The organism is Streptomyces sp. NBC_00510 (genome assembly GCA_036013505.1).
Lineage (GTDB): Bacteria > Actinomycetota > Actinomycetes > Streptomycetales > Streptomycetaceae > Actinacidiphila.
The window spans coordinates 9,246,317-9,269,873 of record CP107851.1 but is presented as its reverse complement, the minus strand read 5'-3'; the positions used below and the strand labels follow the sequence as shown (position 1 = coordinate 9,269,873).

Sequence of the window (23,557 nt, the reverse complement as noted above, 5' to 3'; positions counted from 1 at the left end):
CGGGCTACCTGCCTTCCGCTGTGAGCCGGGCGTCCAGCCGCGGGTAGACGCGCCGGGCGTTGCCCTCGTAGACCTTGCGCAGTTGCTCGTCGTTGAGGCCGGCCCGGTCGACGTACTGCTTGGTGTCGTCCCAGGCGATGCCGGTGGCGGGGTCGACGCCGCGGACGGCGCCGAGCATCTCCGAGGCGAACAGGATGTTGCCGGTGTCCACGACCCGGTGGAGCAGGTCGATGCCGGGCTGGTGGTAGACGCAGGTGTCGAACCAGACGTTCTTCATGACGTGTTCGGCGGGGTCGGGGCGGCCGAGGCGGACGGCCAGGCCCCGGTAGCGGCCCCAGTGGTATGGGACGGCGCCGCCGCCGTGCGGCACGACGAAGCGCAGCGCGGGGAAGCGGGCGAAGAGGTCTCCCTCCACGAACTGCATGAAGGCGGAGGTGTCGGCGTTGAGGTAGTGCGCGCCGAGGGCGTGGAAGGCGGGGTTGCAGGAGGCCGACACGTGGATCATCGCGGGGACGTCCAGTTCGGTCATGGCCTCGTAGAGGGGGTACCAGTACGGGTCGGTGAGCGGCGGTGAGGTCCAGTGTCCGCCCGAGGGATCGGGGTTGAGGTTGCAGCCGACGAACCCGAGGCCGGTGACGCAGCGGCGCAGCTCGGCGACGGCGTCGTCGAGCGGGCCGCCGGGGGTCTGGGGCAGCTGGCACACTCCGGCGAAGTGCCGGGGGAAGAGGGTGGTGACGCGGTGGACGAGGTCGTTGTTCGCGCGGGCCCAGTCGCGGGCGGTGGCGGGGTCGGGGACGTGGTGCTCCATCCCCGAGGCCTTCGGGGACAGGAGCATGAGGTCGGCGCCGCGTTCGCGGAGCAGCTTCAGCTGGTGGTTCTCGATGCTCACCCGGACGGCGTCGTCGCTGATGGCGGTGGGCGCCGGGACGGGGAGTGCGGGATCGCGGAGCCGGGCGAGCTGGGCGTCGCGGTAGGCCTGGTGCTGCGGCGGGGCGGTGGTGTAGTGGCCGTGGACGTCAATGATCACCGGTGGCCTCCTGGTCGGCGTCGGCGTAGGTCAGGCCCTTGCGGGCGAGGCGGTCGCGCATGGCGTTGACGTCGAGCCCGAGTTCGCCGTTCGCGTAGCGTTCGCGGGTGCCCGCCTCCTTCTCCTCGCGGGCGCGGGAGGCCGCCAGCACGTCGGCGGCGCGCAGCCGGGGGACAACGACCACGCCGTCGTCGTCGGCGACGATCACGTCTCCCGGGGCGACGTGCTGCCCGGCGCACACCACGGGGAGGTTGACGTCGCCGAGGGTCTCCTTGACGGTGCCGAAGGCGCTGATGTGCCGTGCCCAGACGGGGAAGCCCATCCGCTGCAGGTCGGCGACGTCGCGGCAGCCGGCGTCGATGACGACGCCGCGCACCCCGCGGGCGGCGACGGAGGTGGCGAGCAGGTCCCCGAAGTACCCCGCTTCCGAGGGGGAGGTGGGGGCGACGACGAGGACGTCGCCGTCGCGGCACTGCTCGACCGCGACGTGGATCATCCAGTTGTCGCCCGGCGGCACGGCGACGGTGACGGCGGTGCCGGCGATGTGCGCGCCCGGCCAGACGGGGCGCAGCGCCGGGGAGAGCAGCCCGGTGCGCCCCTGGGCCTCGTGGACGGTGGCGACGCCGTACGCGGCGAGGGCGTCGGCGGTGGCGCGGTCGGCGCGGCGGGGGTTGCGGACGACGACGCTCATGCCGCCGCCCACGGCAGCAGGGAGACGTGCACGGCGTCCTCGCCCGTCTCCCCGCCGACGGTCCTGATGGCGCGGTCGGCCTCGGCGAGCGGGAAGCTGTGGGTGCTCAGCTTCTCCAGGGGGAAGCGTCCGGACGCGAGCTGTTCGAGGGCGAGTTCGCAGGAGCGGTAGCTGTGGCCGCGGGCGCTCTTGAGGCTGATGGACTTCTCGGTGAGCTTCTTCATGGGGAAGTCGGGGAAGGCGGCGAGTTCACCCTGGACGACCATGACGCCCTCGCGGCGCTTGAGCGCGTCGATGCCGAGGAGGACGGGTGCGGTGCCGGCGCCCGCGGTGCAGTCCAGGACGACGTCGACGCCGCGGCCGCCGGTGATCTCCAGCACGCGGGTGAGGGCGTCCTCCCGCTGGACGTCGACGACGTGGTCGGCGCCGAGTTCACGGGCGAGGGAGAGCCGCGCGGCGTCGCGGGTGGTGCCGGTGACGACGACGGTGGCGGCGCCGGCCTGCTTGCAGGCGACGACCTGGGACAGGCCCTGTTGCCCGGGCCCCTGGATGAGGACGGTGGAGGCGTAGCCGACGCCCGCGGTGACCAGGGCCCATTCGATGCCGTTGGACAACGGCGTGACCAGTCCGGCGAGTTCGGCGGAGACCCCGTCGGGGACGCGGTGCGTCACGGCGTTCCAGGGCAGGTAGAGGTACTGGGCGAAGCCGCCCCACAGGTGGTAGGGGTGGTCGGCCGAGGTGTAGCCGTAGCGGCGGGCGTCGGGGTTGGTGCGCCAGTCGGTGGCCTCGCAGTGCCGGTACTCGCCGCGGTGGCACCATTCGCAGCGGAAGCAGCCGACGTAGTGCTCGGCGAAGACGCGGTCGCCCTCGCGCAGGCCCTTGCGCTCGGTGAAGGTGCGGCCGGCCCTCGCGATGACGCCGACGTTCTCGTGGCCCATGATCACGGGATCGGCGAAGGGCGGCTTGCGGTACATCTTCACGTCGGTGCCGCAGATGCCCGCGACCTCGACCTTCAACAGGGCTCCGTCGTCAGGGACGTCGGGCATCGCGAACTCGCGCACCTCGGTCGTGCCCGGGCCCGTCCTGACCGCCGCCAGCACCTTTTCGGCCATGGCCTCTCCTCGTGTAGGGGGCTGTTCGCGAGGCACCTTAGCCTATGGCCTTATGGTCTGACCATGGTACCTTTCTCTGCGTCAGGAAGCATCAGAAGGGCGGACGGTATGGACGGGACACCGCGGCTCAGGACGGTCACGCGCACGCAGGGCAACAACGAGGCGCTCAAGACCGGCGCCGTCACCCCGCACGGCTTCCGCTTCGACTTCGAGGAGGTGCCCGTCCTCGTCGACGCCTTCCGGCGCATGGTCCGCGGGCTGGAGTTCGACGTCAGCGAGATGGCGCTCACCACCTACCTCGTGGCGAAGGCGCACGGCGCACGGTTCACGGCCGTCCCCGCCTTCCTCGTCCGCGGTTTCCACCACGGCGCGATCCACCACGACCCCGCTTCGGACGTCCGCGGGCCCAAGGACCTGGAGGGCCGCCGGGTCGGCGTGAGCCGCGGCTACACGGTCACCACGGGCGTGTGGGCGCGGGCCGTCCTGCGGGACGAGTACGGGGTCGACCTCAGCCGGGTGACCTGGGTGCTCTCCGGTGACGAGCACGTCGCCGACTACCGGCCGCCGGCCAACGTCGTCCCGATGGAACCGGGACGCTCCCTGGAGGAGATGCTGCTCGCCGGCGAACTCGCCGCCGTCATCGGGCCGCCCCCGAAGTCGCCCGCCCTGGCGCCGCTGATCCCCGACCCGCAGGAGGCGGGCTTCACGGCCCTGCGCGAACGCGGACTCTACCCGGTCAACCACCTCGTCGTCGTCAAGGACGAACTCCTCGCCGCACGGCCCGAACTGGGTGCCGCGGTCTTCGACGCCTTCGCGCGCGCCAAGTCGCGCTACGTCGAGGGGCTGCGGGACGGCACCCCCGGCTCCGGCACGGCGACGGACCGCATGTACCGCCGGGTCATGGAGACCACCGGCGCCGACCCGCTGCCGTACGGCATCGAGCCCAACAGGGCGGTGCTGGAGGAACTGCTGCGGCACGCGGTGGACCAGCGCATCCTGGACCGCGCGGTGCCGCTCGACGGCCTGTTCGCCGAGACCACCCGCGACCTGACCGCCTGACGTCCCCCGAAGGAGGAGACACGGTGCGCATCGCCATCGCCGGGGACCACAACGGGGTCGCCCTCAAGGCCCGGCTGACCGCCTGGCTCACCGCCCGCGGCCACACCGTCGACGACCGCGGCAGCCACAGCGCCGAGACCGTCGACTACCCGCCGCTGTGCGCGGACGTCTGCGACCGGGTCGTCGCCGGCGCCGCCGACCGCGGCATCGTCCTGGGCGGCAGCGGCCTGGGCGAGACCGTCGCCTGCAACAAGGTCCCCGGCATCCGGGCGGGCCTGTGCCACGACGTGTGGAGCACCCGCATCTCGCGGGGGAACAACGACTCCAACGTGCTCGTGCTGGCGGCGATGGTGCTCACCGCCGACCTGGCCGAGGAGATCGTGGCGGCCTGGCTGGAGACCCCGTTCAAGGGCGGGGTGCACCAGCGCCGCGTCGAGCAGATCGCCGCCCTGGAGCGGCGCCCCTCCCCCACGGTGCCGGGATCCCCGGGGGCCTGACCGTTCGCAGACCCCCGGACAGCTGCGGCGCCGCACACGGTCAGTCGGGGGACGGACCCGAGGTGCTGTGAAGGTTGCGCAGCACCCGCCGTGCCAGGTCGCCCTCGGACCCGAACGGTGGTGCCACCACCGGAAGCAGGGTGAGCGGAACGGCGTCATTGACCACGTGATCGGCCAGCGCCCGAAGCTGTTCGCGCTGCCGCCCGAGCAGCGTCGGCTGAGCGGTCGCGTGACCGGACGGAGGCAGCAAGGTCCTGGCCCACGTCGCCGGCCCGGCCAGAACAGTCGCGTCCCGCAGGAGCTCCTCAGCCGATTCGAGTTCGCCGACGGCGGCGAGCAACGAACGGGCGACGGGTGCCAGAGCGTTCTCGACGTTGCGCAGCACCGGTTTGGTGAGCATCGCCCTGCAGAATTCACGCAACTGCCGTACCTGCCGGGGCTCAAGCTCACGAGCCAGGGAGAGCGCGCGCAGCCGGACCCACGCACCGCCGAGATGATGCACCTCGGGCTCCCCCACCCACGCTGTGGCAAGCTGCTCGGTGTGCAGGCTGGCCGCCGCACGTCGGCCGATCTGGTGCAGATACAGCACGACCACCGGATCCCAGTCCCGGTCCCGGCCGGCGAGCGCGTCCATCACGAGCGCCCCGGCGAGCAGGGGGGCGGCATCCATCTCCTCGTCACCGATCAGGTTGAAGACGGCCCGGCCGTGGGCGGCCATCCAACGAGTGGTCACCTCGCGGAGCTGCCGCACGTCCACCTCGGCTCCGTCGACCAGGTCCCCGGCAAGGCGTACCACCGCCTCGGTCGGCGCGTCGCCGGTGACTCCGCCCCTACCCTCCCGGTACCAGCGGCGGTACTCGTCGAACCGGCCGAGGGCGGCACCGGGGCTGCCGTCCTCGACGATCGCCTGGTGCGCCACCGTCAGCCAACGAGGGAGATCGAGGGTGACTCGCCGGCTGTTCGCGTCCACCGTCGTCACCGACGGCTGGCCCCCTCGGTCGACGGTGTCGACTTCGGTCAGACGGGAGGTCCCCGGCGTCAATTCCGGGTCGGTGGACACATAGGACATCAGGATCGGAGGCATCTCGAGTCTGGCGATGTACCGCCACGTGCCGTCCCCGGCAGGCCGTGGACGTCCCTCGCCCAGCACGAGCCGGAGGGACTGGCCCAGCTGCAAGCGCCTGAGCTGGTGGGAGACGGCCGGGCGGGTGTTGACGGACAGGCTGCCGTCGGGGCGGAGCCGCGCCGTCAACCGGTTGGCGCGTGCCAGGTTGGCCAGCAGGTCCCCGGCCGCGACGTCCCGTACCCACGAGGCCTGGTCGGCCCCCAGCCAGTGGAGCCTGGAGGTGGCCACGTCCCGGCACACCACGCCGACGGCTGCCCCGTCGATCGCCACCTCGGCCTCCAGCACGACGACCACGTCCTGGGGTCCCGCGTCGCCGGCCGACTCGGCCAGTCCCGACTGCCGCACACCTTGCTCGTCCACCCGCCACCAGAGCACGAGGGGGCGGCTGCGCGTCGCTCCGTCCAAGGCCGCGGCCACCTGCCCGGCGAGCGTCGTGGGAACGCCGAGGACCGCCTCGTCGAGGGAGACCGAGTACACCGCCGCGCCGGACCGGAGCAGCAGTTGCCGACCCGACGCGGCGAGCAGTTCCGTTCGCACCTGCCGGGCACGCGGCCAGAAGCCCGACGGCTGCCGTTCCCGCGAGACGGTCACCACGGGCCGGTCGATGCCGACACTGTGCACGGTGACGGGGAGTTGCCCGTCGAAGGCCTCGAGCAGGTTCCGTCGGCCGGAATCATGCGCGAGTCGCCGGTGCAGCCAGTCGTACCCCGGCCAGTTGCGGTCCCCCCGGGGCGCGACCCGCACCTCCACATCGGGCAGTCCGGCCACGGTCAGCCGGCCGTGCTCGTCCGCCATGAGCAGCACGGTGTCACCTGGCCGGACCGATCCGGCCGTGTACGGCTCCACGTCGTTGCGGGCGTCGAGCCATACTGCCTCGACACCCTGCAGCGCGGTCAGTGCGGTCCTGTCGAGCGGGTAGACCAGTCTCCCCTGCCCGTCCGCAAGGTGGAGCGCCCCGCCTCCACGGTCGGTACCTCGCACCGGCAGCAGGACCCGGGCGTCACGGTCGTCACGGGGCAGCGCTCCGGTCACCGTGGTCCGCCAGGACGTGAGCACCAAGGACTCCTGACTCGCCTCCCAGCCGTGGGCGTCCTGTGAAGAGTCGTCCTGGGACAGACCGATCTGGTCCCCGGGGGCGAAGGCCGGCCAGTCCAGCCCGGTGAGGGCGGTACGGCCTTCCGCTGTGACGAGCGCACCGCGGATCTCCACCAAGCGCCCCGGCCCGAGTTCCACCCAGACGCCCCCGCCGTCGGCGGACACGCCGGCCACGGTCAGGGGGCGCTCGCGTGCGGGTCCGTCCAGCAGTTCGCCGGCGGGAAAGCCGAAGGCGGCGAGTCGGTCCGGCCCGTACCGCAGCGTCCAGCCGGCGTCGTCATCGAAGGCGACGCCGTCGAACAGGAGGCTGCCGGGGCTGACTTCATACGGTCCGACGATCCGATCCCCGCGGGCGTGCCCTGTGTACCGGTCATGGTGCTGCCACCGGAGCGCGGCGCACGCTCTGGCGATGCTGCCGGCCGTGGTGTAGGTGAATGACATCCGGGCCCACGGCATGGGGAGGGTGTCGCGCTCCCCCCGCGGCTCCCCGGGCAACACGCGAGGCCGCACCTCCGCGGGCCGGTCGGCGTCGCGCCGCACCAGGCGGGCGACACGCGCCTCGTTCGGGGAAGCCAGTCGGAGCTCAACCGAGCCGTCGCGCGATTCCCTCAACCAGCAGATCTTGGGATGGGGAGCGGCAAGGACCTCGGCTCCGGCACCGTTCACCGGCGACGCCTGCACATCGGGCAGGCCGGACACCACGAACCCGGACCCCATGTCGCGACGGCGCTCCGGTGAGTTCCGCCGCAACAGGTCCGACTTGGGGAAGACAACCGCGGCGCGGCCCTTCGCTCCGACGTAGGACTGGTCGGCGGGCAGCGCGGTCGTCAGGACCACCCGTCGTGCGTCGTCGAGTACGAGGCGGACCACCGAGCCGTGTCGGGCTTCCTCCGCGCCGACCACACCGGCCGTACCGTAGAGGACACCCGGCGCGATCTCCAGACGTCCCGCACCACGGGTGGCGACCCTGCCGAACACCGCGTAGCAGGAGCCACCACGACTCGCGAGATAGCTGACGAGGGTCTCGGGCCGCCGCGCCGGGCCGTCCTTGATCGAGCCGTGACGCACGCCCTTCCGGTTGGGGGCGGTGAGCCGGACGAGCATCACGACCTCCGCCTTCTCCACGTCCAGCCCCCGGGCGAGCAGTCTGGCGAGGGTGCTCTCGCGGAAGGAGAACTCCCGCCGGTTCACGCGGACGGAGAGGTCTTCGGTGTTGAGGGCGTCAGGAATGCCGAAGATCACGGTGAGCTCGTTGCTGGTCTGCTCGATCTGTCGGGCCGTCAGAAAGACGCGGTCCTTGTCCCTGAGTCCGGCTCCGTCCGCTCGGACGGCCTGGAACATCCGTTCCCGGCCACCGGTGGAGATCGCCGTCTCGTTGTCGAACCTGGCCAGGATCCGGCGCCGCACCAGACCCGTCTCGCCGCTCTGCCGCAACTGCTCGAGCACCAGTTTCCGACTGTCGTCGTCGAGGGTCGCGGGGAACGGGACCCATTCCGCGCTGCGGAACGGGTCGTCGCCGCGACGCCGCCCCGCCTGCGCCCTCATCACCCGCAAGGTCCCCGTGGCCACGCCGACCTCGACGTCGAGCAGGTGCAGATACTGCTGGCGCCGCTCGTCGACGATCTGCGTGACGTACCTGGGGCGGATGTCACGCCAGGCGATGACCATGACGGGGTCACCGCCGTCGTCGGCCGCCACGAAGCTCGCGGCCTCGATGCGGTCACCGTGGAACAGCGGCGGCAGTCCGCGCCGGTCCGGGGTGCCCGCGACGCTCAGTCTGCCCGCCGGCACAGCGACGGTCCACCCGTATCCCCACTCGAAGACGTGGGCGTCCAACTGGGCCGTAGGAGGGGACACGTAGTAGAGGGCATCGGCAAAGGGCCGGCTCACGTCGCCTGCGGTGACCTCCTGATGCATCAGGCGCATGAACTCGGGCAGAGTCTTCGGGGTGGCCGTGGCATACGACGCGGCGTATCCGTCCCCGTGCGGCACGAGCCTCACCCGGACGCCCAGGGTGCGGTAGGGCACCCCGGCGACCGCGGGCTCCTCACCCGGCAGCAGGGGAAGCCGGGCGGAGAGCTTGCCGTCGGGCCCCGGGGGCCTGAGGCCGCCCGTGATGTCGACGTGCGTCTTGGCAAGACTCCCCGTCACGTGATCGTGCCCCGCCGCGAGGAATCGCTGCCATCGCCCGGCGTGGTCGACCTGCTGTACGCGGCGGGGGGCCGAAGCCGAGCGTGCACGGAGGGAGAAGGTGCGGCGCGCGCGGACGCGGTCCCCCCGGCCGGAGCGCGACGGGGTGAGATCCAGCCGGACGCCCACGACCTGGGCGTCGCCGACGTCCTCACGGAACGACGAGCCGCCGAACAGCACCACCGAGTCCTTGCGGGTGCGCACCGCCACGGTGCGCATCGTGATGGGCCGGCGGTCGAGCAGTGTGACGTCAGCGGTGGCCAGGTCCAGCCGGCGGATGGCGTCTCCGCCGGCCGCGGGGCGGCGCACCAGCACGGGTCGTGTCGGGTGCTGGTAAAGATCGGCGGTACCGTCGGAACCGACGAAGACCTCGGGTCCGTCGACATCCGCTCCGGTCCGCACCTCGAACAGGGCGCGTACGGTGATCTCCCTCGGAGAGAACCGGAAAGTCCACTGCGCACCGTCACGCGTGCCGACGAACGTCTGGCCCACCAACTGGGCGATCGTCGCGCCCAGGTGCTCCTGGGGGAGCTCGACGTAATGGACCTGGTCGCCGAAGCGGCACCACGTGCCGTAGATCGTGTCCCCGCCCTGTCCCGGCGCGGAGGCGCGCGCGACGACCACACCTTCCGCCACGTCGGCCGACGAGACCTGCCGGCGGACCTCCGCCGTGTCCGCGCCGTCCGTGTGGACGCGCGTGGCGAGCTCCTCGACCGTCATGGCCGAGCCCGGTGGCCGCGGCACCGGCAACTTGTACACCCGGACCACGTCGGCGGCCCGGCCGCTGACCATGCCGCCGGCCGACCTCCCCACCTCTTCTGGATTCAGCAAGGTCAGCGAGTCGGTCTCCAGCCGCACGGCGACCCCGGTCGACGTGGTCGCCCACACCAGCGCGTTCTCGAGACTGTGCGAGAAGATCCGCCGGAGCGTCACCCGGGCGCCGACGGCCACACCGCACACCTCCTCGAACCGCTCCACCGTCGGGAAGTGCCGGTCCTTCACCCCGCTGACGGGTACCAGCGTGACCGTGACCTCGGCCAAGCGAGCCTGCCGCTCGCTCCACGGGGCGGTGATCACGTAGGCGCGCTGCGGGCCGCCCTCCGCTCCGCGTGCCACGACCGCGGGGGGAAAGCCTTCGGGAGGATCGACCTCGATTCTGTATCCGCGGTCGCTCTTGGTGGCGATGGTGAATTCGTGCTCGTTGCCGCTGAACAGGCGTAGCCACCGTACGTTCCGGCTGTCGTCGGCGGTGACCCGCAGACGCGGCCCCCCGGTGGCAGCCCGGTCCACTTGCAGGATGACCCCTCCCGGCTGCCCGTCGAGCAGTGCGGCGACGGCCTCGGGGTCCTCCCAGTCGGCGTCGGTGAGGCGGTAGAGGAAGCCCGGCCGGGTGACGAACAGATCGCCACCCGCGTGGACCAGCCGTGCTCCTTCGGGAGAGTCGAGTTCCTTGACGATCAGTTCGCTGAGCGAGCGCTCGACCGGCACCCAGTGCCGGAGTTCACCGTCCCACCGGACGGGAACGGTCACCGGCCCCCCACCCTGCCCGCTGAACGCCCGTGACAGATCGGGATCCCAGCGTCGGCGAACCGAGTCGGCCACCGCACCGTCACCGTTCGGATACACCGCACCGCTGACACCGTCCACCTCGACCCGTAGCCACGGACGTGTCATCCGTACCGTGGCCGTGCGCACTTCACCGGGCTCGGGCTCGGGCCACGGCAAGCGCCGGACGGAGACCACGGCGGCCGGCCCCCCGCGGATCTCCGCGGCCACGACGTCACCGGTCCGCACTCCGAGACCTTCAGGAGCCCCGTCGTACGGCAACGGGGTGCCGAGCCCGGCGTTCAGCCAGACACGGGCGTCCTCGACCTCCGTTACGACGGCGAAGACCGTGCGCACCGACTTCGTGATCTCCTGCAGCATCTGCTGCCGGTACCGCTCGCTGGGGAACAGGTCGTGAACCCGGCCGGTGCGCCTCGGGCTCCGCACCGTCGCCGGACTCACCACGTCGAGCAGATAGGAGATCTCCTCCGCTCGGAAGCGGTCCGTGGCCGTTGCGGCCACGATCAGTTCCGGTACACCCTCGCCCCGTCGGTGGCGCCGGTCCGTCAGCGGCACGCGTGTTCCGCTCAGAAGCGGTCGCAGCTGTGTGCGGGCCCACAACGCGTGCGCGCGCTCCAGCACGGGCACGCGCTCCGACTCCTGATGCGCCGATGCCGCGATGCCGTCCAGATACCGGCGTATGGCCAGCTCCCGGTTGACGGCCGCATCTCTCTCCCGGCGGACTTCCGAGACGCCCCACAACGTCAGCTGCTGCCCCCGGTACTGTCTCTGGCGGTAGATCGTTTCCAGGGCACGCAGACGCAGGCGGTCGGTGGCCTCCCGCGCCAGGCCGACGGAGCCGGCGAGCTGCTCCAGCAGCATCTCGATGTGACGGGGCGTGGACGAGCCGAATTCCATGATTGCATCGACCGTCGCCCCGTGCACCGAGGACAGGAGTCTCTCGTAGTCCACACCGCCGCCCGGTACGGCAGGTGCGAGCAATCGGATCATGATGGCCCGTACGTCGAGCGACAGTTCCTCACGGCGCTGCACGGCGTGGATGCGGTCGAGCCAGTCCTCGATCCATTCGCGGTACCCGTCCGAGGCCACGGCCTGGTGATCCTGCAGGAGTGCCACCAACCGCAGCGCGCGCATCGTGATCGGCGCGCTGTCGACGCGTGCCCAGCCCTCGAGGTCGGGGGTGGACTCACGCCACACCTGAAGGGGATACCGGGGCGACAGCAGCAACCGCTCGGCACGCACAGTGTTGACGGTGACCGCCTCGGGATCGTCTCCGGCCCGTCGCAGGCGCGGCTCGTACAACTTCCGCAGTCCATCCCGCTGGCCGTACCAGTCCAGGTCCAGCTGCGGCCACCGACTGCCCACCGGGTCCGGCCAGTCGGCCGGGTATATCTCCTTCAGCAATTGCGCCGTCGGCATCAGGTCCGGCGTCCACAACCCTCGGGTCAGCGACACCGAACGGGTCCGCACCGGCTCCGCGGCAGTGCCCGGCTGTTGCCGTGCTCGCTCCTTCTCGAGCTTCCCGCGACGCCGCGACTCCTGCTGCTTGAGGGCACGAAACTGCGTCAAAAGCAGACTGAGCCGGTCCAGCCCCGCCATCAGCACGCGCAGCGCCAGGGGCGGGTCGCCCAGGAACCAGCGCCCGGGCCCCTCTTCCGGGCGGATGGCGCTGGACTCCACCCAGGCGCGGCGGATCCACATCGTGCAGATGGCGCCGACTGCTTGGCGCGCCAGTCGTGCGGACTGTTCGTTGTCCTCGAGGTCGGCCGACGCGTCGTCCTCCAGCACACGGGCCGCGAAGGCGGCGAATCGTCGGGGATCGACCCGGGGATCGTGGCCGGCCCCGGTCTCCTGGAGAACCCGGTACACATGCCAGACAAGGGAGGCGAGCGCCGGACCGAGCGGGTGGTCGCCGGTGTACTCGCCGAGCTCCAGGTCGGTGAGCAGCGTCGCCTGGTCACGGAGAACGTCGACGGTGTGGAGCACCAGGGCGGTCAGGTGATCGTGCTCCTGCTCCTCCCTGGCCTCGGGCAGTGCGGCAAGCAGGGACACCGACAGGGATGCGGCCGCGAGCAGGCGCACGAGGGGTTCCGAGGGCCCCGAAGACCCGAAGCGGAACGCAGGTCCGTTCCTGCGCATGTGGTCCCAGCCGTCGTGCCACCGGTCGACCCACGGCGAGCAGACGGTCGAGCCGGCCCGTTCGCCGGTCTCATCGACCGGCGCCTCGTCGACCACGACACGGCTGCCCGGCGCCCGGCTCAGTTGGTGGAGCAGTGAGAGGTGTTCCGTCGCACGGGTCGTCATCCTGCCGACGTGCACCGTCACCGTCTCTCCCGGTGTCCGTCGCGGCGTCCGCCACCAGCGTGCCAGACGTGCCGCGGCCCCCGCCGGGTCCACCTCGGCGGCGAGCGACCACAGCACCGACTGCCACAGCACCGCTCCCATCGCGTCCCAGGCTCCATTGGTGTGCCCGGTCAGCAGGGCGTAGAACTCGGCGCACGCCGACGTGTCATGACGCCTGGCGCGGGCCCACAGTGCCAGATCGTCTCCGGTGACCGCCTCCGTTTCCAGTTCGGCCACCGACGGCGGGTCCTCTGTGTCGGGATGACCGAACCAGAGGCGGGAGAGCGCGTCCAGCAGGTCCGGCTGCAGGTGCGGAGCGCCCCTGCCGTCGAGCCACAGGTTGCGCCAGACCTCGTCGCGTGCCTGAGGGTCGGCTCGGCCCGAGGCCTCGACCGCTGTCAGCAGCGCCAAACGGCCGTACTCACCCCGCAGCGCGGCCGCGGCGACCGGGTCCGCGTTCTCCCCGAGCCAGTCCTGTGCCGCCGACGTGGGGCGACGGCGGGTCAGTTCGGCGAGCGCGATCACCGTGACGGTGGGCACGATGTGGTCGTTCAGATCGTGGTAAGGCGGGCTGGGATCGGGACCCAGTGCCCCCCTTGGCTCCTCGGCGAGGGGCTTCGTGATGTCCTTCAGCAGTACGCGGCGCGCTCCGTCGGCATCCTGGATCACCGCCCCTAGAACCGTGCCCAGGTGGGCGGCCAACGGATGATCCGTCGTGGCGAGCACTGCCTCGCACAGCTCGCCGATGCGCCGTCCCAGCTCGGCGTCGCCGTACCCCGACTGGGTCCTGCCCTCCTCGACGCGTTCGGCGGCCCGTTCCCTCCGCTCCGCAGCGACCTCGGCCCCCTCGGGGCCCGGAGCTCCGTCGGCGGTTGCCGCCGTGCGGTCGGCCAACCGCCCGTGAGCGGTCAGCAGCGGACGCAACGCGTAGAGCTGCAGCCAGGAGGGTGACGACTTGAGCGCCTCCGCCGCGTCCAAGAGGTCGGCCCGCTCCGCGTCGGTGCGGCGAAGGACACCCAGCGTGTCGAGGAATGCGTGGGTGTCGGCCGGCGACAGACGCATCGCCGTACAGAAGTACCAGTCCGCGAGCAGGCTCATCCCATCGCTTCCTTTCCTGGCAGCGGAGGCCACATCGCCATCCGCATCTGGTGCGTCAATTCGGCGAGGTCCGGGTCCGTCTCGCTCCGGTCGACGGTGAACCCGGCCACACGGCGCGACTCCACGCTCAGGGCGGCAAGAGTCCTCACGGCGGACTCCGTCAGGGGCCTGCGTCCCAGCACCGCCCACCAGGCCTGTGACGCCTGGGGCACAGCGGTTCCCCCGTTGAGCAGGTGGTACTGCTCCGCCCTGAGGGCCGCGACGACGGTCCCGGCCGAGGCGTGGGAAAGGAACTCGGCCGCCGGGCGGTCCGACGCCAGGTAGTCGGCCAGTTCCTGGACTGACTGGCAGCGTCCGTTGGCAGCCGCCTCTCGCCATGCGCCGACATCGCCGGCTCCCGTGCGCAGCAGTCCGAGCAGAACGGACTCGACGATCCGGCGGTCCCGGAACAGGCGCGGCACCCGCGACGGCGGGTCCACCTCGGGCACGGCTTCCAGCCAGATCGTGACGTGGTCGTCGATCCCGGCCACCGCGGAGAGCGAGGCCCACCGTGTGCGACCGGATCGGTGCGCCGCGTGCCGGCGGAGGAGAGCGGGAAAGTAGCGCGGAGCGAAGTCGCGGACGAGACCCAGCGCATGGGCCTCACGCTCCGGCGGCCCCCAGGCCGCGCTGCGGTTCAGCATCTCCACGACCGCACTGGCCACCGCCATCGGATCCGTCTGCGGTGGCAACGGTTCACCGTCGTACGGGCAGGGAGGTGCGGCCAAGGTACGCATCTGCATCTCCGCGGCGACGGTCGCCATCAACCGGTGCCCGTCGGGCTCCGCTGTTCCGTGCGCAGCCGTGCCGGACGACTCGTCAGGGGGCTCACCAGGACGTATCAAGGTCAGAACCTCCACCCGCTCGCCGGTCCGCCCGGCGCGGAGGTCACGGCCGATGTGCGTGGCGGTAGCGATCGCATCGACGGCCTGCTCCGCCTCCACCAGCACGACGACGGACGCGTCAGGGGCAGCCGCACGTATCTGGGCCCGGACCTCCCGGACCGACCTGGCACCCGTCGGCCCTCGTAGGTGGACGCCGACGGGCCATGGCACCACGAAGCCGGTCACCGCCGAAGTGGCGGGCAGGTCGCGCAGCGCGGTCTCGGCGTCCACCACGCGCCACGAGCGTTCCGGAAAGTCCCTGGCGGGACCGCTGCCACGCCGGACCGGCCCTTCCTCGACCGCCGACAGCGCCGCCGCGAGCGCGGTACCCGGCCGAGCCGCCACCACATTGGTGGCCGGACCTCGTTCCAGACACAACAGCGCGCCGAGGTCGGCGAGGTGGGCATCGTTCACCGGGCACGGACCGCCACCGGGGATCCAGTCCACCGGCAGCCGGTAGGCACGCAGCCCGGGCAGGGCGGGAGAGGGTGCCGGCCGCGGCTGCGCCCGTGGGACGGTCGCGTCGGGCAGGGCTGCGGGATCGATGCCCAGCATGTCGCTCAGACGTCGGCCATCGGCGTCCTGCGCGTCTTTCAGGGCAAGGTCGAGGCGTGCTCCGGTCAACCGGGCCAGACCCTCTTTGAAGTCGTGCTCGGTGACGATCCCGATGATGCGGTCCGCAGCCCACACCGCGGCTCCGGACATCGCCTCCCAGGGCGAACCGTCCGAGGACCGAGCCGGAGCCCCGCTCAGCGTGATCTCGAGCGTCCCGCTGCGTCGGTTCGACAACGGCGCGACACGGCCGAACGCCTGGTGCAGGTCACGGAATCTCTTGTTGTCCCCGTCCTTGCGCAGCTTCCACTTCGGGAAGCCCGCGGTGTGCACCTCGATCTCCTCGTGACCGGCCCCCAGACGAGCGAAACCCGCCGGGACGGCGACGGTTGGACGTTCATGGTCGAGAGTCAGCAAGGCGAGATCGCGCGTGTTGTCCAACCACTCGACGGTGCTGAGCGACTTCCACTGTTCGGGCTGATCTGCGTCAAAGCGAACCGCGACCATTTCCGCGTCCGCGACGACATGCGCCGCCGTCAACACACGTGAGCGTGAGATCTGGTAACCCGACCCGCGTCTTTCCCCGTCGGAAAGCAGGACGATGATCTCCGCGACCTGGCCGACGTGAAACGTACTCACCGGTCACCGCCGAGCCACGGACTATTTCTCGTCGTCGACCGCCGCACCGCCGATGAGGGCCGGATCGTCCGGTGTCGCCGCGAAGACGGGTAGCAGGGTCAACCGCATGGTCTGTGTGGACACGTTCTTCCGCTGCGAGCCGACTCCGGCGTCGAATACCCAGAACTTGACCTTCACATTGGGGTCGCGAACCTTCTCCACCCCGACCGTCAGTTCGAGTTCCACCTTCTCGGCCTTGAACCTGAGGTCCTTGTGCTCTCCGCCCCAAGCTGCCCGAGTGAGCTCCGACCGCAGCTTCCAGATCACATCCGCCAACTCAACCGCGTCGTCCACCGATCCCCCATGCTGTTGCGCCCCGTCCATGCTGACCAGGAACTGACGTGAATTCAAGGGCCCGTACACCGGTATCCGTTGGCGAATGCCAGAACATGGTCAGGTCCAGGCATCATAGCCCTCATCGGGATGTCATTCGGCGGTATCCACTGATTGCCCGCGCGGGAAGAATGGTGGCTACAACCCTCGCGGGCAGTGTTCGGCGGAGGGCCGATGAGTGCATCCCGCCGTTCACCCGCTGCCGCACCGTCCGCACCCCCCGCTCCGGTGGCGCGGTGCGGGGTCCGGCGCGTTACTGGAAGGTATGCACGCGACGACCGGCACTCCCTCCACCCGGCGCGACGGCGCGCCCGACCGTGGCGCGGTGATCCCGTGACGGCCCGCAACGGTTTCGGACCCGTGCACGGGGTGCTGTGCGGGGCGGCCGCGGGCGCGGCGGGCACGACGGCGCTCAACACCGTGGGCTACCTGGACATGCTGCTGCGCGGCCGCGCCGCCAGCTCCGCCCCGGCGACCACCGTCGAGCGGCTCTCCGAGTCCACGCACGTACCGATCCCCGGCGACGACGGCGCCCGCCGCAACCGCATCTCCTCGCTGGGCGCCCTCACGGGCATCGCGGCCGGGGCGGGCATGGGCGCGACGCTCGGGCTGGCCGTGGGCTGCGGCTGGCGCCCGGCCACGGCCGTGCTGACGGCGACGGCGACCGTGGGAGCGCTGATCGGCACCAACGGCCCCATGACCGTGCTGCGCGTGACCGATCCGCGCACCTGGTCGCGGTCGGACTGGATCTCCGACCTCGTGCCGCACGTGGCGTACGCCCTGGTCACCACGGCCGTCCTCACGGGGCTCCGGGCGGGACGCGTACGAACCGGCCGATGAGCGCCAGCAGCGCCATGAGCGCGGCGCCGGGCCGGCGCACCGAGGAGTAGGCGACCCCCAGCGACCACTCGAGGGGCCCGTCCGCGACGGGGCGCACGCACACGCCCGGGTCGTCCGCGGCGACCGCGAAGGACGGCATGATGGCCACGCCGAGGCCCTGCCGGACGTAGTCGGCGGTCATGGTGATGTCGGTGACCTCGATGACCACGAAGCGCTCCAGGCCTGCGGCGGCGAACGCCCGATCGACGACCAGGCGGTTCCCGAAGCCCACGGGCGAGTCGATGAAGCGCTCCCCCACCAGGTCGGCGAGGTCCACCGAGGATCCGGCTCCAGCCGGATGGCCGGCGGGCAGGACCGCCGTGAGCGGCACCGTGGCCAGCGACCGGACGGTCAGCCCGGCCGGCGGCCTGCCGGGCAGCGAGACGAACGCGACGTCCAGCTCACCGTCGACGAGGCCCTGGACGAGGCCCGCGGTACCGCCGATCGACGCGCTGAGGCGGATGCCGACCCGGGGATGGTCGGCGTGGAAGCGGCCGAAGAGCCCCGGCAGGTCGATGAGGGCGATGGAGGTCATCGTGCCGACCCGTACGGTGCCGCGCAGCCCCCCGGCGACCTGGCCGACGGCGTCCCGGGCCGCCTGCGCGGCGGCCAGTGTCGCCCGGGCCTCGGGGAGCAAGGCCTCCCCGGCGGCGGTGAGGGCGACCTGCTTGGACGTGCGCTCGAACAGCGGCGCCCCCAGCTCGTGCTCCAGGGCCCGCACGGCCGCTGACACCCCGGACTGCACCACGTGCAGCCGGCGGGCGGCGCGCGTGAAGTTCAGCTCCTCGGCGACGGCGAGGAAGTACTCGAGGTGGCGGAGCTCCATGACTGACCATCCATCAGATTGATCGATGCAAGCACGAATCATCGTTGGACGCGATGGTACCGCCCGACGCACTCTTTGAGCGTTCAATCATTTCGTCTGCTCAGGAGAAGATTGTGTCCCCCCAGACGGCCACCGCTCGGCACGCCGGCAGGCCCGCCCCCCGCGCCGGCGTCACCGCCCGCCCTCCCGTCCGCTCCGACCGCCGGCGCCCCCTCGGGCACGGCTCCGGCTTCTGGGTCATCGCCTTCGCCTTCCTCGTGGCCATGGCCTTCACCGCCGTCCCGGCCCCGCTGTGGGCGCTCTACCAGGCCCGTGAGGGCTTCTCCACCTTCATGGTCACGGTCGCCTTCGCCGCCTACGCGGTCGGGGTCGTCGTGAGCCTCTTCCTCGCCGGGCACGTCTCCGACTGGCTCGGCCGGCGCCGCGTCCTGCTGACCGCCGTGATCGTCGAGGGCCTCTCGGCGGTGATGTTCCTGACGTCCACGTCGCTCGGGGTCGTGATCGCCGCCCGCGTCGTCTCCGGGCTGGGCGTCGGGATGATCACCGCCACGGCCACCGCGCACCTGTCGGAGCTACACACCACCGCGCGGCCGCATGCGGGACGGGGCCGCTCCGACCTGATCTCCACCACCGCCAACATGGGCGGCTTCGCGGTGGGCCCGCTGCTGTCCGGACTGCTCGCCCAGTACGCGGGCGCGCCGCTGCGCACCCCGTACCTGGTCTTCCTCGGACTGCTGCTGCTCGCCGCCGCGGGTGTGGCGCTCGTACCGGAGACCGTGGAACGGGCCGAGGAGCGACCCGCCTACCGTCCGCAGCGCGTCACGGTCCCCCCGGCGGCGCGCCCGGCGTTCTTCGCCGCCTGCGGGGCGACCCTGGCGGCCTTCGCGGTGCTGGGCCTGTTCACCTCGGTGGGGCCCTCGTTCGTCGCCGGTACGCTGCACCACCCGTCGCGCGCGCTGGCCGGTCTGGTGCCGTTCCTGGACTTCGGTTGCGCGGCCGGCGCGCAGGCGCTGCTGCTGCGGGTCGGCGCCCGGCGTCAGCTGGCGACCGGCCTCACCTCGATGGTCACCGGACTGGCCGCGGTGACCGCCGCCGTGTGGCTGCCGAGCTTCGGCCTGTTCCTGGCCGGCGGCATGACCGCCGGTGCCGGTGCCGGCGTGCTCTTCAAGGGCACCGTGTCCACGGTCGTCTCCCTGGCGGAGCCGCGCCGCCGCGGCGAGGCCCTCGCGGGCCTGTTCCTGGCCGCGTACATCGGCTTGGCGGTGCCCGTCCTCGGGCTCGGCGTGGGCACGCTGTACGTCTCGCAGCGGCTGGCGCTCCTCGGTTTCGCCGCCGTGCTGATCGCGATCTGCGCGATCGTCAGCCGCCGCCTCCTGCGCCGCTGAGCACAGCCGAGGGGCCGGGCGGGCCCCCACGGAGATACGGGGGCCCGCCCGGCCGGTGCCCGGCACCACGCCGATGACGCCGCGACGGCCGTCACCCGCCGTCCGCGCCGCCCAGGAACCCCAGCACCCGGTCCGCCGCGGTCACCGCCGTCTGCTCCGCGACCGGGACGTCCCAGAACTCCGAGCGCGTCAGGCACTCCTGGAGGTAGCGGGCCGCCGAGGGCGCGTGGGAGTCGTCCTGGCCGGGGACGACCAGGGCCGGGACGTCGAGCAGGAGCAGGTCCTCGGGCTCGGGGCCGGGGACCGTGTCGCGGTCGAAGAGCAGCCGGGCCGACCCGGCGACGGTCACCCGGTACCGCTCGGGGTCGGTGCGGGCGTAGGCGTCGGCGAACTCCGCGTCGCCGCGGATGACATGGGCCCACGGTCCGACGCGTGGGTCCGCGGTGAAACCGGCACCGGTGGTCCTGGCGAGGTCGACGACCCCGCCGAGCCCGTGCTCGGCGGCGTACGCGAGGTGGCGCTCGAAGCGGGCGTGCTGCTTCATCCGGTAGCTCACCCCGCCCGCCGGGGAGTACAGCACCATGCCCAGCACCCGTTCCGGGTGGGCCACCGCGAGCGCGGCCGCGGTCGAGCAGCCGACGCAGCCGCCCATCAGGTGGGCCCGCGCGATGCCGAGGTGGTCGAGGAGGCCGCGGCCCTGGGCGGCGTAGGCCGCCCAGGACAGGCGCTCGACCCGGCCGCCGGAGCGCCCGGACTCGCGCCGGTCGAAGGTGATGCAGGTGTACCGCTCCGTGAGCCGGTCGAGCAGCCGCAGCCTCCGGTACACCCCGACCGTCCGCCAGCCCTCCAGGCTGGAGTCGAAGCCGCCGGGCGAGAACATCAGCAGCGGCGGCCCTGAGCCGGCCGTCTCGTAGCGCGTGGGGATCCCGTCGATGACGGCGGTGGGCATGCGCGGCGGTCCTCTCGGTGGTGCGGGTCAGCCGGCGGGCGGGACGGCGGGCGGCACGGGCACGCCGCCGGGGATCTGCCGGGCCGCGCGGACGTCCGCCGCGTACGCGGTGATCGCGTCGAGCGTGACGGCGGCGACGTTGGCGTACGTCTCGGGCGGGTCGTCGATGGCGTCCGCGGAGTAGCCGATGGCCGCGTGGGCCATCCGCATCCGGCCGTCGAGCCAGGGGCCGCCGCCGAATCCGCCGACGACCGGGACCGAGACGGCGGCGGCGACGGCGGCGCCGACGACGGGTCCGGAGTTGGTGAAGTTGAGCAGCGCGGCGCCGGCGTCCTCCAGCCGTCTGGCCTCGGCGACGAGGGCGTCGGTCATCTCCTCCGGCACTTGGTCGGCGGCCGAGGGGACCGCCCGGTACGCGACCCCGTAGCGCAGTGCGGTCTGGGGCGTGATGCCGAACTGGGCGAACACCGGGATGCCGGCGCGGGTGACGGCCTCCACCGCCTCCAGGAAGTCCGGGGCGCCGTCGAGTTTGACCATGTCGACGCCCGCCTCCTTCACGAAGCGGATCGCCGCCCGTACGGCGCTGCCGGTGCCCTCCTGGAGCGGGCCGAAGGGGAAGTCGGCGCTGAGCAGGGCCCTGCTGACGCCGCGCCGGACGGCCTTGGCGACGACGAGCATCTCGTCCATCGTGATCTCCAGGGGGTTGGCGTGCCCCCACAGGTTGACCCCGACCGTGTCGCCGACGGAGACCAGGTCGACCCCGGCCCGGTCCACGATGCGCGCCATCTGGTGGTCCCAGGCGACGACGCAGACGATCTTGCGGCCCTCCTCCTTCATGCGCCGCAGATCGCGCAGGCTGGTCTTGCCGGGCATGCCACGTCCTCCTAGACCCTGAGTGCGGTGAGCAGTTCGAAGACGTCGCCCTCGTCGGCGGAGAGCAGCAGCACCCGCGCGTAGGGGCGCAGCGCCGCGACGGCGTCGTCGGCCTCGAAGCCGTCGCCGAGGACGACGCCCGCGGTGGTGATGCCGTGCTGCCAGCAGAAGCGGCCGATGGTCGCGGCCGTGGCCCGGCCGCCGTCCTCGGTGGCGAGGACGACGACGACGTCGCTGCCGTCCAGGACCGCGGGCAGCGACGCGGGCGTGCCGTCGAGGGCGTGCAGCAGGGGGTCGTCGGTCCCGGCCGGGCGGGGGCCGCCGCCGGTGTAGAACCGGGCGTGGGCCCAGGGGTGTTCGGCCAGCCGGCGGGCGACGGCGGTCGCCCGGCCGTCCAGCCCGATGACGCGGGCGGCGCGGGCCGGCGCGATGGGCACGCGGATCCTGAACCGGGCCTCGCCGGCGGAGGCCGCCCGCGCGCTCTCGCTCGGGTACACGGTGGGCGCCGCCATGTCAGACCGAGGCCTGGGGGACGCCGGGGGTGACCTTGACCGCGTCGCGGCAGGAGTCGAGGAAGGACTCCGCCTGCGGCAGGACCACCGCCGCCGAGCGGACCCGCTGGTGCTCGGGGTCCACGCCGGGCGGTGTCACCCCCTGGTCCCGCAGGGCGAGCGCGGCCTTGCGGAGCTTCTGGCGGGCCTTGATGATCCCGCTGTCGGCGGGGACGAGCCGCTCGCGGGTGCGGTCCACGACCGGGCCCATGCTCTCCTGGAGCGAGGCGTCCTGCATGGCGATGCCGGCCACGCCGGAGTAGGTGTCGCCGCGGCGCTGGGCCTCACGGTCGATCAGGTAGTCGTTGTCCATGTTGGCGACGGGCCGGTAGGTGCCGGGGATGTTCTTGCTGTGGACGCCGTGGCCGTCGGCCATCGCCTGCCGCTCGGTGTCGGTGAGGGCGCGGACGGGGTGGTAGTCGAAGGAGTAGGTCCAGCAGTTCTCGTCGTCGATCGGCACCCAGAAGTGGCCGTGCACGGGGTGGTCGCCGCGGGGCGGCACCATCGTGAAGGCCGGCATCACCCAGGGCGTGATGCGCCAGTAGTAGGTGCCCTCCTCGGCGTTGCGACGGGCACCGACGAAGAGTCCCCCTTCGCTGTCGGCGACCTCGAAGAAGGGCTTGGTGTCCTTCATGTTGTACTCGTTGCCCTTGGCGCCCTTGAACAGCGGGTCGGTCTTCAGCCCGCCGGAGTGCAGGAACGTCACGTGGCTGGAGTCGATGCCGCCCTCGAAGGCCTGCAGCCAGTTGCACTGCTGCCAGCGCTTGGAGGTGTAGGTCTGCTCGGCCGGCACGTGGCACCACTCGAACTCGGGCAGCGGCGGCTGGGTGGCCTTGTCGCCCATGTACGTCCACAGCACGTCGCCGATCCTGACCAGCGGGTACGAGGTGAGCTGGACGTTCTGGCAGAAGCTGCTGTTGTCGGCCTCGGAGGGGACCTCCACGCACTGGCCGGTGACGTCGTACTTCCAGCCGTGGTACGGGCAGCGCAGCCCGGAGCCCTCGTTGCGGCCGAACCAGAGGGAGGCGCCGCGGTGCGCGCAGAACTCGTCGATCAGGCCGTAGCGTCCCTCGCTGTCGCGGAAGGCGACCATGCGTTCCGACAGCAGCTTCACGCGCACCGGCGGGCAGTCGTCCTCGGGGAGCTCCTCGGCGAGCAGTGCGGGGATCCAGTACTGCCGGAACAGCTCGCCCATGGGCGTGCCGGGGCCGGTCTGCGTGAGGAGCTCGTTGATGTCTTTTCTGAGCACGGCCGTTTCCCTTTCGGAACTGACCGCCGGGCGGCGGCGGATCGGTGGGTGAGCGTGCGGTGCGGCAGCGCCGGCCGGGCCGGCCGGGCGGTCAGGGCTGCTGCGGGGGGATGTCGACGGTCAGTCCGCCGAGGTCCTGGGTGACGCGGATCTGGCAGGCCAGACGGCTGGTGTCGCGCCGCTCCTCGACGGCGAGGTCGAGGAGGTCGTCCTCCATCCCGCCGGGCGGGCCGACCAGGGCCGCGAACTCCTCGCGGACCCACACGTGGCAGGTCGCGCAGGACTGGTTGCCGCCGCATTCCGCGACGATCCCGGGGACACCGTTCCTGACCGCGGCCGACATGACCGAGTCACCGACCGCCGCGTCGACGGTGTATTCGGGACCGTCACTGCCGACGAAGATCACCTTGGGCACGGTCCCTCTTTCTCTCGTGGTGGGACATTGCCGAAGCGATGGACAGGCCGAAAGACCATGGCCATCGGTTCATGGTCTGTCCATTAGACCAGATGCCGTGAGAACGAAACAAGGGACCGTCGCGCGGGCCACAATCGGCG

16 protein-coding genes are annotated in these 23,557 nt (G+C 72.0%); 4 read left to right on the top strand and 12 right to left on the bottom strand.

The features are described 5' to 3' along the window. Positions 1-4: 4 nt before the first annotated feature. Genes OG937_42315 through OG937_42305 form a run of 3 tightly spaced genes read right to left on the bottom strand, consistent with a single transcriptional unit; the run spans position 5 to position 2,830 of the window. Positions 5-1,027, bottom strand: a complete 1,023-nt coding sequence (locus tag OG937_42315; GenBank protein WUD77881.1) for an amidohydrolase — start codon at positions 1,025-1,027, stop codon at positions 5-7. Beyond that, complete coding sequence (locus OG937_42310; GenBank protein ID WUD77880.1) at positions 1,017-1,718, bottom strand: 4-carboxy-4-hydroxy-2-oxoadipate aldolase/oxaloacetate decarboxylase; 702 nt, start codon at positions 1,716-1,718, stop codon at positions 1,017-1,019. Before OG937_42310 ends, OG937_42315 begins: the two co-directional genes overlap by 11 nt. Then, positions 1,715-2,830, bottom strand: a complete 1,116-nt coding sequence (locus OG937_42305; GenBank protein ID WUD77879.1) for a zinc-binding dehydrogenase — start codon at positions 2,828-2,830, stop codon at positions 1,715-1,717. The genes OG937_42310 and OG937_42305 overlap by 4 nt, the downstream gene beginning before the upstream one ends. 108 nt (positions 2,831-2,938) lie before the next feature. Between OG937_42305 and OG937_42300 the strand changes: the two genes are divergently transcribed. Next, positions 2,939-3,889 carry an ABC transporter substrate-binding protein gene (locus OG937_42300; GenBank protein WUD77878.1) on the top strand — a complete coding sequence of 317 codons (951 nt, stop codon included), beginning with the start codon at positions 2,939-2,941 and terminating at the stop codon, positions 3,887-3,889. Positions 3,890-3,912: 23 nt separating this feature from the next. Next, entirely contained in the window at positions 3,913-4,386 is a 474-nt protein-coding gene (locus OG937_42295; GenBank protein ID WUD77877.1) for an RpiB/LacA/LacB family sugar-phosphate isomerase, read from the top strand. 40 nt (positions 4,387-4,426) lie between these two features. Here the strand turns inward: OG937_42295 and OG937_42290 are convergent, their stop codons facing one another. Genes OG937_42290 through OG937_42280 form a run of 3 tightly spaced genes read right to left on the bottom strand, consistent with a single transcriptional unit; the run spans position 4,427 to position 16,251 of the window. Next, positions 4,427-13,804, bottom strand: a complete 9,378-nt coding sequence (locus OG937_42290; GenBank protein WUD77876.1) for a hypothetical protein — start codon at positions 13,802-13,804, stop codon at positions 4,427-4,429. Beyond that, positions 13,801-15,918: a serine protease gene (locus tag OG937_42285; GenBank protein ID WUD77875.1), complete on the bottom strand. Its 2,118-nt coding sequence runs from the start codon at positions 15,916-15,918 to the stop codon at positions 13,801-13,803. Before OG937_42285 ends, OG937_42290 begins: the two co-directional genes overlap by 4 nt. 21 nt (positions 15,919-15,939) lie before the next feature. Next, positions 15,940-16,251: a hypothetical protein gene (locus tag OG937_42280; protein WUD77874.1), complete on the bottom strand. Its 312-nt coding sequence runs from the start codon at positions 16,249-16,251 to the stop codon at positions 15,940-15,942. 372 nt (positions 16,252-16,623) lie between these two features. Here OG937_42280 and OG937_42275 point away from each other — a divergent pair, with 372 nt between their 5' ends. Next, positions 16,624-17,130, top strand: coding sequence for a hypothetical protein (locus tag OG937_42275; GenBank protein ID WUD77873.1), 507 nt, complete (start codon positions 16,624-16,626; stop codon positions 17,128-17,130). Here the strand turns inward: OG937_42275 and OG937_42270 are convergent. Then, on the bottom strand, positions 17,090-17,995 hold the full coding sequence (locus tag OG937_42270; protein ID WUD77872.1) for a LysR family transcriptional regulator: 906 nt from the start codon (positions 17,993-17,995) through the stop codon (positions 17,090-17,092). The two genes, OG937_42275 and OG937_42270, sit on opposite strands and share 41 nt — an antisense overlap. 113 nt (positions 17,996-18,108) lie before the next feature. Between OG937_42270 and OG937_42265 the strand changes: the two genes are divergently transcribed. Next, positions 18,109-19,380 (top strand): MFS transporter, encoded by a 1,272-nt coding sequence (locus tag OG937_42265; GenBank protein WUD77871.1) that lies wholly within the window; start codon positions 18,109-18,111, stop codon positions 19,378-19,380. 91 nt (positions 19,381-19,471) lie between these two features. Here the strand turns inward: OG937_42265 and OG937_42260 are convergent, their stop codons facing one another. The 5 genes from OG937_42260 to OG937_42240 all read right to left on the bottom strand — a co-directional run bounded on the left by OG937_42260 (position 19,472) and on the right by OG937_42240 (position 23,417). Next, the gene (locus OG937_42260) at positions 19,472-20,329 is read right to left on the bottom strand and encodes an alpha/beta hydrolase (GenBank protein WUD77870.1); all 858 of its coding nucleotides are present in this window, start codon (positions 20,327-20,329) and stop codon (positions 19,472-19,474) included. A 27-nt stretch (positions 20,330-20,356) separates the two neighbouring features. Continuing rightward, on the bottom strand, positions 20,357-21,202 hold the full coding sequence (locus OG937_42255) for a 3-methyl-2-oxobutanoate hydroxymethyltransferase (protein WUD77869.1): 846 nt from the start codon (positions 21,200-21,202) through the stop codon (positions 20,357-20,359). A gap of 11 nt (positions 21,203-21,213) precedes the next feature. Next, positions 21,214-21,714: a 3-methyl-2-oxobutanoate hydroxymethyltransferase gene (locus OG937_42250; protein WUD77868.1), complete on the bottom strand. Its 501-nt coding sequence runs from the start codon at positions 21,712-21,714 to the stop codon at positions 21,214-21,216. Between the two features lies 1 nt (position 21,715). Continuing rightward, the gene (locus tag OG937_42245) at positions 21,716-23,002 is read right to left on the bottom strand and encodes an aromatic ring-hydroxylating dioxygenase subunit alpha (GenBank protein ID WUD77867.1); all 1,287 of its coding nucleotides are present in this window, start codon (positions 23,000-23,002) and stop codon (positions 21,716-21,718) included. A gap of 91 nt (positions 23,003-23,093) precedes the next feature. Beyond that, positions 23,094-23,417 (bottom strand): (2Fe-2S)-binding protein, encoded by a 324-nt coding sequence (locus tag OG937_42240; GenBank protein WUD77866.1) that lies wholly within the window; start codon positions 23,415-23,417, stop codon positions 23,094-23,096. Positions 23,418-23,557 lie beyond the last annotated feature (140 nt).

Coding starts and splice junctions, on each gene's coding strand:
- OG937_42310 (WUD77880.1), bottom strand. CDS start 1,718: ATGAGCGTCGTCGTCCGCAACCCCCGCCGCGCCGACCGCGCCACCGCC.
- OG937_42305 (WUD77879.1), bottom strand. CDS start 2,830: ATGGCCGAAAAGGTGCTGGCGGCGGTCAGGACGGGCCCGGGCACGACC.
- OG937_42300 (WUD77878.1), top strand. CDS start 2,939: ATGGACGGGACACCGCGGCTCAGGACGGTCACGCGCACGCAGGGCAAC.
- OG937_42290 (WUD77876.1), bottom strand. CDS start 13,804: ATGAGCCTGCTCGCGGACTGGTACTTCTGTACGGCGATGCGTCTGTCG.
- OG937_42270 (WUD77872.1), bottom strand. CDS start 17,995: ATGGAGCTCCGCCACCTCGAGTACTTCCTCGCCGTCGCCGAGGAGCTG.
- OG937_42260 (WUD77870.1), bottom strand. CDS start 20,329: ATGCCCACCGCCGTCATCGACGGGATCCCCACGCGCTACGAGACGGCC.
- OG937_42255 (WUD77869.1), bottom strand. CDS start 21,202: ATGCCCGGCAAGACCAGCCTGCGCGATCTGCGGCGCATGAAGGAGGAG.
- OG937_42250 (WUD77868.1), bottom strand. CDS start 21,714: ATGGCGGCGCCCACCGTGTACCCGAGCGAGAGCGCGCGGGCGGCCTCC.